10 protein-coding genes are annotated in these 13,509 nt (G+C 65.7%); all 10 read right to left on the bottom strand.

Features of this window, described 5'->3' with window-relative positions:
* Nucleotides 1–7: 7 nt before the first annotated feature.
* Nucleotides 8–1,792 carry a type VII secretion AAA-ATPase EccA gene (gene eccA, locus AWB95_RS21695; protein ID WP_062538719.1) on the bottom strand — a complete coding sequence of 595 codons (1,785 nt, stop codon included), beginning with the start codon at nucleotides 1,790–1,792 and terminating at the stop codon, nucleotides 8–10.
* On the bottom strand, nucleotides 1,789–3,300 hold the full coding sequence (eccE, locus tag AWB95_RS21690; RefSeq protein ID WP_062538712.1) for a type VII secretion protein EccE: 1,512 nt from the start codon (nucleotides 3,298–3,300) through the stop codon (nucleotides 1,789–1,791). The genes eccA and eccE overlap by 4 nt, the downstream gene beginning before the upstream one ends.
* A complete protein-coding gene (gene mycP / locus AWB95_RS21685) occupies nucleotides 3,297–4,826 on the bottom strand; it encodes a type VII secretion-associated serine protease mycosin (protein ID WP_085168628.1) in 1,530 nt (509 codons plus the stop codon). The genes eccE and mycP overlap by 4 nt, the downstream gene beginning before the upstream one ends.
* Nucleotides 4,823–6,304 (bottom strand): type VII secretion integral membrane protein EccD, encoded by a 1,482-nt coding sequence (gene eccD, locus AWB95_RS21680; RefSeq protein WP_084706942.1) that lies wholly within the window; start codon nucleotides 6,302–6,304, stop codon nucleotides 4,823–4,825. Before eccD ends, mycP begins: the two co-directional genes overlap by 4 nt.
* A gap of 4 nt (nucleotides 6,305–6,308) precedes the next feature.
* On the bottom strand, nucleotides 6,309–7,127 hold the full coding sequence (locus tag AWB95_RS21675; RefSeq protein ID WP_062538710.1) for an ESX secretion-associated protein EspG: 819 nt from the start codon (nucleotides 7,125–7,127) through the stop codon (nucleotides 6,309–6,311).
* A 21-nt stretch (nucleotides 7,128–7,148) separates the two neighbouring features.
* Nucleotides 7,149–7,439, bottom strand: a complete 291-nt coding sequence (locus AWB95_RS21670) for a WXG100 family type VII secretion target (RefSeq protein ID WP_062538709.1) — start codon at nucleotides 7,437–7,439, stop codon at nucleotides 7,149–7,151.
* 21 nt (nucleotides 7,440–7,460) lie between these two features.
* Nucleotides 7,461–7,757: a hypothetical protein gene (locus tag AWB95_RS21665; RefSeq protein ID WP_084706941.1), complete on the bottom strand. Its 297-nt coding sequence runs from the start codon at nucleotides 7,755–7,757 to the stop codon at nucleotides 7,461–7,463.
* 167 nt (nucleotides 7,758–7,924) lie between these two features.
* Complete coding sequence (locus tag AWB95_RS21660) at nucleotides 7,925–9,106, bottom strand: PPE domain-containing protein (RefSeq protein WP_062538707.1); 1,182 nt, start codon at nucleotides 9,104–9,106, stop codon at nucleotides 7,925–7,927.
* 10 nt (nucleotides 9,107–9,116) lie between these two features.
* Nucleotides 9,117–9,416 (bottom strand): PE domain-containing protein, encoded by a 300-nt coding sequence (locus AWB95_RS21655; RefSeq protein WP_373280750.1) that lies wholly within the window; start codon nucleotides 9,414–9,416, stop codon nucleotides 9,117–9,119.
* A 12-nt stretch (nucleotides 9,417–9,428) separates the two neighbouring features.
* Nucleotides 9,429–13,508, bottom strand: a complete 4,080-nt coding sequence (eccCa, locus tag AWB95_RS21650; RefSeq protein WP_062538706.1) for a type VII secretion protein EccCa — start codon at nucleotides 13,506–13,508, stop codon at nucleotides 9,429–9,431.
* Between the last annotated feature and the right edge of the window lies 1 nt (nucleotide 13,509).

Genomic DNA, 13,509 nt, shown 5'->3' with positions numbered 1-13,509 from the left:
AACGCACTTAGAGCATCAGCGGCACATGCTTTTCCGCGCATGCCTCGATCACTGCCCGGGTGATGTCCCGTGCGCGCAGCGTCTGCAGGTCTTCGACTGTCACCGAGCCGTTGTCGGCGCGGTGCTGACCGGCGACCCGGGAATCCCGCAGTCGTTCGGCGCGTTCGACCACGTTACGGGCAAACCGCCCGTTCTGCATGACGTCGATGCCGTGACTACCGTCCGGTGCTAAATGGGTTCGCAACGCCGTGCATGCGGCGCGCAACGCTTCCCGCGCAGCAGGCTCCATCACCGTGGCGCGTGGCGTGCCGTATCGCACCGCGATTTCGACGAGCTCGTCGGGCGTATAGGACTCGAACCGTAGTTTGCGGTTGAACCGGCCGGCCAAACCCGGGTTGACGGTGAGGAATTCGTCGACCTCCTGTTCGTAGCCCGCGCCGATGAAGCAGAAGTCGAACCGATGCACCTCCAGTGCGACGAGCAACTGGTTGACCGCCTCCATGCCGATCATGTCGGGCCGGCCATCGTGATGACGCTCCACCAGCGAATAAAACTCGTCCATGAACAGGATCCGGCCCAGGGAGCGGCGGATCAACTCGTTGGTCTTGGGCCCCGACGCCCCGATGTATTCGCCGCAGAAGTCGCCGCGCTTGACTTCGATGATCTCGGGGTGCGCCACGATGCCCAACCCCGCGTAAATCTTGCCCAGCACTTCCGCAGTGGTGGTCTTGCCGGTGCCGGGCGGCCCAACCAGCAGCATGTGATTGGTCTGACTGGCCACCGGCAGGCCGGCCGCCAGCCGCAACGACCGCACCTCGATCTGATCTTCGAGTTCGGCCACCGCGCGTTTGACGTCGGCCAAACCCACCTGATTGCCGAGCAAGGCGCGCCCCTCCGCCAAGAGGGCGGCGCGCCGCTCGGTGTTCTCCTGTTCGCTTCGTTGCTGATCGGACTGTTCGGTGGTGACGTCCCATTTGTCGGTGCGCGTGTTGATCGTTTCCTCGGAGGTGATTACGAGTTGCAATGCGGGGTCAGCCAGCGCCCGCTTGGCGGATTCGACAAGCGCGCCGTTGATTGTCGCCTTGGACAACCAGATCCGGGCGTCGTCCTCTTCGTCTAGCAGGCGGTGAGCCATTCCGCGCACATAGGCCGAATCTGCGGCGATCAACTCGAATTCGCCCGGGCGCAGCTCGGTGCGATTCGTCCAGTCAATGGCGACTCGTGCCTGTCCGAGGTGGGCTGCCGCGTGCGCGGCCAATGTATTGGTTGCCGCGCTGAGCGCTGACATGATGACGGCCTGCGGCGGCAAGGTGCTCGCCGCGACGGATACGACGTCCGCCCATCGCTGCGCAGCGAACATCAGATACGCTCGAATGTGCTGCTGCCACTGATGGTTTTCCCAGCCGTCCAGCAGCGACGAATCATCAAGTAGCGCAGCGGCTTTCTCATACTGGCGGCGGTCGATGAGTGCGCTGGCCAGAGCAAGACCCACGTGGGACGACTCGGTCACCGTGATCGACAGGTACGGCCCCGCCTTGACAGGTGCCGACAGGTATACGCCGAGCCGGTTGGTTTCCCGGCGCAACCGGCCACTGCATGCGTGCAGGTTCTGCAGCGTCGACAACACTTCGTCGCCGGTGGCAATCCGGCCCAGCCACGCGTCGGCCATCGACGGATCGAGCTCGGTCGCCTCCCGAAACCACGCCCGGGCGTCTCTTGGGTCGCTGTCGAGCAACGACATCGCCCGGTCGAACCGCTTGCGAGCCGCGACAATCGACATGCTGATCGTCATCTGGACCGGCACGCCGGGGCCGGCGACACGTAGCGGGTTTCGGCGCGAAGCGACTCGATCTCGACCGTGTGCACCTGGCCGGCTGCGCGCACCTCCACCATCATTGGGCCAGCCTGTGTGATCACGACGTCGGCAGTTCCGCAGCAGGGCTCACCCGGCGGGCCGATCGTAACAAGCGTGCTCGGCCGGGGCGAGGGCACGACGGTGCCGTCGGCGACGCTGACCGTGGTACCGCCGACAGGTCGTGACTGGTCTGTTAGGGCGATGTCGGGCATCCGAACACTGGCCCAGCGCTGAAGGTTCCGGGTGTGGATCGTGATGCGTTCACCGGTCCCGGCAATCCGGATCACGATCCGCTTCGCCGTATTGTCGTCGGCGGCGATGTGCACGCGGCTGAATTCGGCCGGGTCGGCGAAGGGCACTGCGAGCCGGCTGCCACCCGCCACCTTGCCGAGCAGCACACCCGTCGCTCCGATCGGAACGATGAACGGGCGATGCAACGGTCCCCGAGCCAGTCCCCAAAGCTCGGGTCTTGGACCGCAGAGGTTGGCCGCCACGGCGGGCAGCTGCTCTCCGGGTAGCCGCCGGAGCATACGAGATGGGGGCTTCCTCGGCGGCTGTGTACTGAGGACCGCGATGGCTGCCGCCGCGCTCCCGTCCGCGAAAAGTGTGATGTTCTGGATTATTCCGTCGGCGTGCGTTGCCCAGGCTTGCGCCAGGTTGTCGGCAATAATGTCGTGCGCCTGGTAGCAGTAGGTCGTCAACCAGCCGATGTCACTGCGGACCGAGCTCCAGCGTCGGGTGCCCGTGTCCAGCGCGGACCGTCCGAGTCGCCGCTCCAATTCGACGATTTCGGTGGCAGTCGCGAGCCTGGCTCGAATCCCCCGCTGCCGCAAGCCATTGCTGATCCGCTGTGCGGCCCCGAGCGTTGCGGTGCCGAGCGACTTTCGCCACCGCAGCGCCTCGGCGTTTTGAGTAGCCTCGACACGCAGGATGATCCAGGTCTCGCGTCGTCCGGCATAGGGAGCGGCACCGACCAAGGTGTCATACACCCGCGGATAGTCGCCGCCACTGCGCCGCCTCGCGCCGGCACTGACGACGCTCAGCGAATCTATGGTCAGCCCAAGACTTTGCCGCAGCTGCGCCTGCAGCTCGGAGATGTCGAGCGTGTTCTCGGTATAAGCCGAGGCGCAGGCAGTAAGCAGCGTTGGGGTGTGCGGTTTTCCGAGCACCTGTACCGCGGCAACAGCGACGCCGTCTTGGTATCGAATGCCTCCCCCGGCGCGATCGTTGGCCACCGTCGCGGGTGTGGTCCATGCCATCGGCCGGCGTTGCCGAAGCCGCAAGATCGCCCACGACCACAGCGGCCGGCGCCGCCACCGAACCACCCCTACGAGAATTCCCAGCACCAAACCGGCTGCCGCTCCGGGGTATCCGCCAGCCGCCCATCCGACAAGATCACTGAGCAGGACACCGGTTGCGGTAGCCAGCGCGGTCGCCGGGGTCATCGCGCCCGCCGAGCCCGGGCGATCATCGATGCCACTACGACGGCTGCCAGCACCGCACCGCTGAATACCAGCGCCATGGTGGTGGCCCGACGGTCCGGCGCCGGCGGCGGGGCAGCGGGGACAATCACTCGGCTCTGCGCCCCGGGCGCAACCCGATCTCCGGGCGGCACATCGAATGTCAGCGCAGCCACCGGGTCCACCACCCCGTAACCGACCTGATTGTCGACTCCGCGCGGCGGGTTATGCGCCGTCTGCAGGATCCGGTTGACGACCTGATGGGCGGACAGCTGTGGGTATTTGGCGCGAACCAGTGCGGCCACTCCGCTCACGTACGCGGCCGAGAAGCTCGTTCCCCAAAACGGCTTGGCCTGCTCGCCGGGACGGTTCGGCGGATATGCGTTGACTGCGCAGGCGGTTTGCGGTGACAGGCCCATGATTCCGACACCCGGCGCCGCCACCGCAACCCATGGCCCGGCGAGGCTTTTGCTGACCGGCGCGCCGGCGTGGTCGACTGCGCCCACCGATAACACGTAGTCGGCGAACCAGGATGGCGACGACACCGTCTTGACTTGATGCCAGTCGCGCGGGTCAGCGGGCTGCAGCGGGTCGTAGACGGGATTTTGCACACACGACTCCTCGCCGTCGTTTCCCGCTGCAGCGACGATGACCGAATCCTTCACGGTGACGGCGTACCAGACTGCTGCGCCGACGGCGCTCTGATCCAACGGGTCGGCCGCCGACACACACGATGCGACGCTGATGTTGATCACTTTGGCGCCCATGTTGGCCGCATGCACGATCGCCTTCGCCAGTGTGCCGACGGTGCCGGCCTTTCTGCGGGTTTCGGAGTCGCCGGCTTTCGGACTGACCGGCTCGTAGGCCCGGGACGATTGGCGGACCGAGATGAGAACCGCATGCGGCGCGACCCCGGCGACGCCGTCGGGGGCATCTTGCGGCGGCGCCGCCAGCTCGGGGTTCTCCGGCTCATCGGTTTCCGGTTGGTCGGCCGAAGCCGGCGGTGGTGGTGCCGCACCGGCAGGCGGCAGGCCTGGCGGAGCCGGATACGCCGCGGCGGGCGGCATCGGGGCGGGCATCGGAATACCTTGGGGTGCAGCACCTATCACCGAGGCCACGATGGTGCCGTGGGCGTCGCAGTCCAGTAACCCGTCGCCGCCCATGATGTAGTCGCCGCCGGCGACGACGGGCAATCGGCTGCTCGGATTGATTCCGGTGTCGATCACCGCTACCGGCACCCCGTTGCCGGTCGAGTACTGCCATGCCTTGCTGACGTTGAGCATCGTGAAGCCCGGGGCGGTGGCCGTCACGTCCGGGTCGGCGACCGTTATCGGCCGGGAGCACGCATTGCGTTGCCGCATGGGCTGGTCCGGGACCGGCGTGCTATCCGCCGGCACGCGGGCAGGGTCGACGCTCGGTGCCGGAAGTGCCTGCGCTGCAGCGGGATTGACCAGCAACGCGATCAGCGTTGCCATCGTCATCGACCAGGCACGGCGCGTCCACTTCGTCATCGCATCCGCACCCAGGTGAACAGTCCCCCGGTCCAGGCGGCCAACGGTACGACAGCGGTGATCGCCGCCAGTTCGAGCCATTCGGTCGCCATCCGCACCAGCGGCGTGAATCGGGTGATGGGCACCAGCAGCGCCGCAGTCAGGCCCGCGGAGCCGAAACCGGCCAGGGCGAGCGCGGCCCAGACCATCGGTTCGACAGATTGCGCCGGCTGGTGCACAACATATTTGACGGCGCCGGCACACATCGCTGCCGCAGCGCCGCACACCAGCGCGACGGCTTGCCGTTTGTCGGCGAATGCCCGTCCGCGGCTGATGAAAATCACCACGAACAGCCCGGCAAGGATCGCCGCGGCCAGACTGCGGCCAAGCTCCGGCATCAGCGTTGCCCACACCCCTACCGGCAGCGCCGCCGCGATGCCCACACAAATTCCGGTGAGGACCCGGTTGGCCAGTACCGCCGCAGCCGTGATCTGCGCCCCGCTGGGCGTGGAGTCGAGGTTCGCCTCGTCCTCGCCTTCCGTGTCGACCGGTGACACGGTGTCCGCCGGCAGGCCGTCGCTGCGACGAAACAGGTCTCGCCCGGTGATCGATCCGAAATGGGGTGGCCGGATTCGGGTGGCCCACAGCGTGATGGTCGGGGCGAGCGTCAACAGCACCAGCAGTGCGACCAGCGCGCACATGCCGAGCCATTGAGCGGGAATGGGTCGCCACATTCGGGCCGCGGCCACCGCCCCGCCCACCGTGCACACGGTCACCACGGTTGCCGTCACAGTGATATGGCGCCGCGTCGCCGCGCCGGTACCCCAGCACATCACCGCGAGGCCGAGGCTCGTGATGAACAGATGAGGGGCTCCGATCGGCCCGGGTGCGGCCGCGCCGAGGCTCGTCGCCAGCAGTGGCATTGCGATCCACGCGAATCCGTCTAGCAGGTCGGCGCGATGCGGCCACCACAGCCGGACGGCGGCCATGCCGGCGGCGACCAGCAGGCCCGATGCTGCGGTGACGATGCCGGGCACCAGCGAATCGCTGCCGGCCCGGACCCGCACCGACAGCGCGAGAATGATCGCGGCGACCATCGCGACAATCAGCACTGCGGTATCCGAGGCGGTCTTGGCTGTGACCGGTTCGAACAATGTCTTGCCGATCTGCGCCAAGCCGGACGACAGCGACTCATAGTGCGGTTCAAAGGATTCGCCTCGCGCCTCGGGGACCAGTACCAAAGTGGCCCCGTCCTCGATGCCGAGCTCGTCGAGGCTTTTGTGGCCGTCGAGTCGGGTGCCGTCGGCTCTGTGTAGTTCGTGGGCCACGCCGGTCGGCAGTCCGCGCACACCGCGCCGCTTGAGCTCGTCGGTGAGCAACTCGACGACGCTGTCGATGAACATTTCGATCGGCACGGACGCCGGGTACACCTGAGAAATGAGGTGCTCGCCGCACACCACCGCGACCGCGCAGCGCGTCGGATACGAAGCCTTGGCCATTGCCCTAGAAGACTTTTCGATGTGAATGCCACTCTTCTTGCGCGGGCAGGCGCTGCATCATGCGGCTCACCGCCGACACAATGCTGCTCGACGTACCGGGCGCGACGATCATCCAGGTTCTGCCGCCGGATAGCACATGCTCGGCCACCAGGCGACCGTCGGGAGTGTCGATGATCGTCACTGCGCCGTCGTCGATGTGTGCCCGGGTGGTGCCGGATTGGAGCGCCACGACTGATGTCTGGACCGTGCGCCGGGTCTCGACAGCCGACATCAGCAGCAGGACCTGATCGGCGTCGAGTCGTTCCTCAACCAAGAACCGGCGCAACGTCTTTGGGCTGGTCGCCGCGGCGCGCAGTGCTCCGCGCTCTATGGTCACCGGCCGTAACGGCGCCGGTGCTGCCGGCCCGCATACATACTCGATTTGGGCGCTCAGCAGGGCGTCGGCCGCATCCTCGGTCACGGCGGCTCCCGCGCCGCGGATCCGGATCAGTTCCGCCGACCGCTCGATCGCCACCGACCAACCGGCGTATCGCGCTACAAGCGTTTGCGCCGCCGCAGGCGCGCCCGGTGCTTGGCGCTGGGCAAACAGTGCGACGTCTCGGCGGCACAACACGGTGAGCCACTCCGCGACAGGAGCATCGACTTCCCCCCGCGCGTCAACGACGCCCTGTTCACGCAATTCGGCGGTCACTGGATGAGCCAACGCCACTTGTCTGCTCTCACCGCTGGGCAGATGGGGCCGCAGTCCCAGCTCCGGTGCGATCACCTCCGTACCGGTGAGAACCTGAAGGACCCACAAACCGTCAACGGTGGTAGTTAACACCGTGCCGCCTTACTACACGTTTCAGATGAAGGCCTGGCTGATCGCCTGGTCGGTTGCCTGGGCGCTTTCGGCGGTGTTGTTCACGACGTGGCCGTGCTGGCTGACGGTCTGGATCAGGCCCTCCAAGCCGTGCAGCATCTGTTGTTGGGCATCGAAAAATGCTGTCGCACCGGCACCTTGGAAGAAATCTGCCAGCGCCTGGGTGCGGTGCTGGATGTCGTCGTGGATTTCCATCAGTTGAGCTGCCCGCGAGGCGACATCTGATGCGAAACCGCTGACCGCCCCGTAGTTGTAGGTGATTTGGTCGGACATATTTCTGATTCCTTTACTTGACTAATGTGTGCCGAACAGACCGGTAAAGCCATGGGACGCATCGACTTCGTGATTTTCCATCAGCACGGCAGCCTGCCCCAGCCCGTGGGCCAAGCGTTGACCGCCGACCACCGTCTGCTGCAGATCGTGGTTGATTTGCCCCGCGGTGGCCAACGACGTGAACCCGGCCTGGCCATGCCAAGTCGACACATTGATGACGTTTTCGTGACCGCTCAAGTAGTCGTTGGCGACTGCGGTTGCATACTGCAATGCCGATTCGATGGCCTGCTGGGTGCTACGCAGCAATTCCGGTGTCACGACCGTAGCGTTTGGCATGCCTGCTCCTAGATTTTCATTTCCGCGTACCTCCGACCCGGAGGTTGGCTCGAAGTCTAAGCACGTACGGCGCCGTATCACTTCACCCACTGACAAGCTGTTAGCCGTTCCGGATCGATGCACGAACCGGCTTGGTTGATCACCGCGCCTCAGTCCGGTTTGTCTTCCCCGTGCCCAACCGAAACGCGTGCGCGAGTCATCGACTTTTTCTCCGGCCCGCCGCCTTCGCGCGCGGGCAGACCGGCCGAAAGCGGCATTGCTGCGCCGCCCGCCACCGACGTGGTCGTCAGCCCATGCACTTCACGCAGCGCGCCCAGCGAATCGGCCCGCGACCCCGTCGGCCTCCCCCCGGTCGGCGCCTCGAAGCTGTTGGTGGGACGGGTATAGCTGGTCAACCCCGCACCCGGGTAGGCGCCCATACCGCCTGTGGTGCTTGGTGTTCCGGCTCCTGACCCTCCTGCGGGCCCACCTCCGGCGACCGCGGACTCGGCTACGGCTTCGGGCGCAGCGGTGAAGGCAGCCGGGAACACGCCAGTGACTGACTGCATCAGCGCTTGAGGCATGCTGGCTGATCCTTGCACCGCTTGCATCGGTGACTGCACCAGCGTTGTCAACGGCTGCATCGCACTCGACAGCCCCTGCTGCAACGGTTGGGTGAGTGAGCCGACCTGTCCGGTCGCATCGGCTGGTGCGCTCACGGTCTGCGTGGCTTGCCCGGAAGCCCGCATCGCGTCGCTCATTCCGGTTTGCGCGGCCGCCTGCGCGACGGCCTCGCCCGCCGCCACCGGGGCCGCCGGCGACGCGCCCATCGGGGCAACGGGCGGCGGGACTGCCAATGCGGCCATCAGGGTGCTCAGCGCACCCGAATACGCCCACCCCACACTCGAATTGTGCGGCCAGTGCTCACCGAAGTATTCGCTGTCCAGTGCCACGATCTCGGGTGTCCGTATCCCGAAGAAGTTCGTGGCGTTGGCGGTGGCCCACTCATCGCGGTTGGCCTGACATACCGCCGAGGGAATCACGGCGGACCGCGCGCTGGTGAAAGCGTCCACGGCGGCTTGCGTAACCGCGACCTTTTCCGCGATCCAGCCGACCAGCATCTGTAGCCCGGCGTTGAGTCCTAGCCCTGCCGCCGTCGAGGCGGTCGCACCCACGCCCTGCCACAACGCTGCGGTGGCCGCCATGTTGATCGCCGAAAGCCCGGCCGATGTCTCATGGCAGGCTGATTCGGCCGCCCATGCCGCATTGTTCGCCAGCACCGCGGCCGGACAACCGGTTTCGAAAATGATCGCGATCGCCTCCGGCGGGCCGGCCCACCTGGGGTCAGGCATGATGTCCGGGCTAGGCCAGGTTGGTGGCGCGGATCGCCTCGGTGGCCACGTAGGTGCCGGACGCGAGCGCTTGGCTGCCCGCATATCCCGCACGTTGCCCGACGTGCTCTGCGGCGGCTGCAAGGTAGGCGGCACCCGTCGCGTTCAAGGCAGCCGCGAATTCGACCGAATCCTGATCCGCAGCCATGGGTGCCACAGTTGTGAGCACGGCCGCGGCAGTCGCCGTAGCCGCCGCGGATTCCGTACTGATTGCCGCTTCAATCGCCGCCGACGCATCGACGGCGCCCGGTATTACGTTGAGTGGCAACACGATATCTCCTTGTCATTGAGAACCTGCTTCAGGGGTGCCGACCAGCACCCCCTCGACTGCTCCGTCTGTCGTCACCAACAACCCTCGGCCGGGAGGCAGCTGCTGAGCACTGACCCGCCCGAAGACTTTGACCGCCGCCGGATCGTTGTCCATGAACAGGGTGGGCGCACGCGAATCGGTCATCTTCTGCAAGAACAGGTTCATCACCGACACCCCCGCCCAGTTGCCCGGCAGACGCGAGGCGATGACATGCAGACCGATTTCACGTCCACGTTCGATCAGTCCCCACAAAGGTGCGGTGGCGGCGGGCTTTCCGATGCCACCATGCGGGCGCAGCTCTTGCTCGTCGTCGATCAGAACGAAGTGGTGTGGACCGTCCCAGCCGCGCCGGTCGAGCAGTTCGTCCTGGCTCAAGCCCAGGGGCGGCAGCCGGTCGCGCATGATCTGCGCCAATTTCGCGATCACATCGTCGATGTGGTCGGGCGTGTACGCATAGGTGCGTACGTGTGGCGCTCGGATCCGGCCAATCAGTGACGTCTTCGGATCGATGATCGTTATCTGCGCCTGCTCCGGCTCAAGCCGACTCGCGATTGCCAGGCCGATCGCAGCCAAAGTTGTCGTCTTCCCGCACAATTGGCGGCCGACCACGAGTAGGTTGGGTAATCGTCGCATCGGGAGCGATACGGGCTGCAAGGCGCTTTCACCGACCGCGAAGGGAATGTCCAGGCTGTCCTCGGCCCCGGGTGTGGCGGCGAAGCTGTCCAACACCTGGCGCAGCGGAATGGATCCGGGCAGCCTCGCGAGGCTCTCCAACTTGCGTGTGCCGGTCAGCTCGGCGATTCGAGGACCGACCTCGCGCGCCACCACTCGCGCGCCGTCGGCGGCGCTGATCTCCGGCATCGCGATCAGCAGCTCGTGGCCTTGTCTGGTAAGGCCGAAGCCGGGGCGGTCCAAGGTGTTTCGCGCCGCCTTGCGCTGGTCGATGGTGGTACCCATCTGCGACTCCTCCGGATTGCTGAGCCGCAGCTGGATTCGCGCATTCGACACGTTGAGCAGCGCCTGCTTCTGCCCGACGAGCCACGCGTTGGCGCTGCTCATGACGTGCACACCGTAGGACAGTCCCTGCCGGGCAATGGCGATCGCGCGGTCACCAAGGGCGGGCTCCTTCTCATACAGGTCCCCGAAGTTGTCGATGACCAGGAAGACGTCGCCGAATTTGTCACTCATATCGGTGCCGCCCCTGCCTGCGCCGAACCGTCGTTCACGGAACTCGCAGATGTCGATTTGGTGATGTTTGAACGAGACCTCTCGGGCGAGGATCAGCGCCTCGATCGCGGATATCGTGCGCGAAACGCCCTCGCTGTCAGTCAAGCTGACCACTGAGGCGACGTGCGGGACGTCGTCGACTGGATACAGTGATGCGCCGATGCAGAAGAAGGTGAGCCGTTCCGGCCGGTACATCAGCGCGGCGGACACGATCAGCGTCATCAAAGTCGTCGACTTACCGCGCTGCGCCGTGGCGACCACCATGATGTTGTCCATCTCTGCGTCGATCGCATGTACATGCTGGGCATGCTCCTCGGGAATATCGACCACTCCGACAGGCAAGACCAGCCCTGGGTTCTGCCCGTAGCCGACAGTCCACGGCTTACCGCGCCAGCGCGCCACCACTGCGTCGATCGGTTCGCTGACGTCCAAAGGCGCAAGCCAGATCTGGTGCGGCGGCCGCACCGGGTGAGAGACCAGCGATTCGCGGATGATGTCGACGAGTTTCTTCTTCCGGAAGCCGTCGGAGTCGAACAAGAACTCATCCGCGTGTTCCGGCTCGCCGGAAGCAAGTGCAGCGCTGTCTGTGGCGCTCAGCGGCTGGTATTCCCAGGTGAGTAGGCGGGGCTTGGAAAAGCTGCGGTCGACGGTCCGGTTCAGGTGGTCGGTCTTGCGGGGCAGCACAAACGGTGCCGACACATAAAAGCAGCGGAACTGTTCCAAATCTCGCGGCCCGACCTTGAGCAGCGCGTAGCCGTTCTCTTTCGACGGCAGGTGCAGCGCCGCATCGCTGCCGATGACGTCGCGGGAATCCTCGGCGGTCTCGGCGCGCAGCGCTACCCGGAAAGCGATGTTGCTTTTGACTTTACTCAGCGACGACAGGTCCAGTCGCTGACCGCCCAGCGTGAAGAACACGTTGCAGCCACGGCCTTCCTGCCCGATGTGGATCACCAGGTCGACCCAATTCGGATGGTGGACGAACAACTCCAGGTACTCGTCGATGATGACCAGCAGGATCGGCACCGGCTCCAGATCACGGCCGGCCAGGCGCATCTCCTCGTACTCGTTGGCGTCGCGGGCACCGGCATCCTTGAAGAGGCGATAGCGCCTGGCTATTTCGCCGTTGATGGCTTTGCGCATCCGCTCGGCGAGGTGCCGCTCGTCGTTGCCCAGGTTGGACAGGGAGCCGGCAACATGCGGGAATCCCTGTAGATCTTGGGCAGCGGACTCGAACTTCATGTCAACGAAAATTACAGTGAACGCTTCCGGCGAATGGGTCAGCGCGATGCCGCTGCACAGCGACAGGAAGTATTCCGACTTGCCGGAGCCGGACGTACCGATCACCACCGAATGGAATCCGAAGCCGCCGAAGTCCTTGGCGCGCAGGATGACATGCTGCACTTCCCCGCTGGGTTTCACTCCGACCGGTACCATTGCCCAGTTCTGGTCGCCGCGCCCGCGGCTTTCCGCCCAGAGCCGGTCGACGTCGAGTTGGCGGGGATCACCGATGCCCAGCGCCCGCAGCAGTTCCCCGCCCTGGCTGTCTGTTTCCCGCGGCTCGCCGACGCTGGTCAATGACCATCGTGCCAGCTTTCGCGCATAGCGGTTGGCGGTGCTGTCGGTGAGCGTATCGGCGACGGCGTAGAACGCGTCGCGGTGCCAGAGCCTTCCATCGCGCAGCGTGAATCGCTCGTCGTCGGCGAAGCCCACCCCGATGCCGGGACGAGTCCCCAACCGCAGCACGGTGATTCCGGCCATGCCCTTCTGCCCGGTAACCCCCTCCCAACCCTCGGGCGTGCCGGCCGCGTCGTCGACGATCAGCCAGTGCGGGCCGAGCGCCAAGCCTGGGCGCGGTTCCATCGGCGACGGGGTCAACGTCGGGCTCGACCCCGTCGGTGGGGTCCACGGCCCTCGCCCCTTGCGGTGCAACTCGGTATCGAGTGCTTCCTCGAGTTCGGTGGGTGAGGTGAACACCAAACGCCGATGCCCGCAGGCATCGAACATTTCGTCATGCTGGTTGTGCGGCAGCCACACCAGCCAGGTCCACTGCTGGGGACGGCGGGTGACGACCAAGAACTTGACATCGCCTGCGCCGTGATAGACCGCGAGCGAGCACAGGATCGAACGCATCAGGCTGTGCAGTTCGGCTGAATCACCGATGAAACTGAAGCCCGGCCTCGAACGCAAGCTCAGCACTTTTCCGATGCCACGGATCTTGCTGTGCGCCAGGATGAAATCCCGTAGCGCGGCGCCGGTTACCGGCTCCAGTTCTTCTCCTACCGGGACGTCGGGCCATTGCAGCGACACCGCTGAGTCGCCGGTTTGCTGCACCCCGATCCCGAGGCGGACGTCGAGAAAATCCGGATCACCGGGCCGGCGCTCCCACATCCGTGGGCCGCCGATGACGGTATCCAAACGCTGCGGATCGGCATGGACGAACAGTTGGCTGGCCCGCTGATCCTGCGCGAGGCGCTGCAACTGATCGCGATGCTCGTCGAGTTGACGCAAGTACACGCGGCGCTGCTTTTCCTGTTCGCCCCACGTGATCCGGCGCCCACGCCCAAACCGGCCGCTGACCATGAGGGCACCGAAACCGAACAGCCCCATCATCGGGAAGAAACCCGACTGCAAAGAGCGGACACCGGAGGTGTACATCACCACCAGCGTTCCCAGGATCCCCACCAAAACGGCGGGCAGGGCGACCATCAGCAGGATGTTTCGCGGTTCGTGCTCAGGCAGCGCCAGCGGCGCAGCTACCGCCACCCGGGTGGGCGGAACGATCGGCGGTGGCGTGCGGGCAGGCGGCACGAACCCTCGTTTCGACACG

Source organism: Mycobacterium celatum (genome assembly GCF_002101595.1).
Lineage (GTDB): Bacteria > Actinomycetota > Actinomycetes > Mycobacteriales > Mycobacteriaceae > Mycobacterium > Mycobacterium celatum.
Note: the sequence above shows the minus strand (reverse complement) of the source record. Positions and strands in the feature narration are given on the sequence as shown.

What these genes read in the sequence shown, in the direction of transcription:
- eccA (WP_062538719.1), bottom strand. Translation starts at nt 1,792, where the DNA reads ATGACGATCAGCATGTCGATTGTCGCGGCTCGCAAGCGGTTCGACCGG.
- eccE (WP_062538712.1), bottom strand. Translation starts at nt 3,300, where the DNA reads ATGACCCCGGCGACCGCGCTGGCTACCGCAACCGGTGTCCTGCTCAGT.
- mycP (WP_085168628.1), bottom strand. Translation starts at nt 4,826, where the DNA reads ATGACGAAGTGGACGCGCCGTGCCTGGTCGATGACGATGGCAACGCTG.
- eccD (WP_084706942.1), bottom strand. Translation starts at nt 6,304, where the DNA reads ATGGCCAAGGCTTCGTATCCGACGCGCTGCGCGGTCGCGGTGGTGTGC.
- AWB95_RS21670 (WP_062538709.1), bottom strand. Translation starts at nt 7,439, where the DNA reads ATGTCCGACCAAATCACCTACAACTACGGGGCGGTCAGCGGTTTCGCA.
- AWB95_RS21660 (WP_062538707.1), bottom strand. Translation starts at nt 9,106, where the DNA reads ATGCCTGACCCCAGGTGGGCCGGCCCGCCGGAGGCGATCGCGATCATT.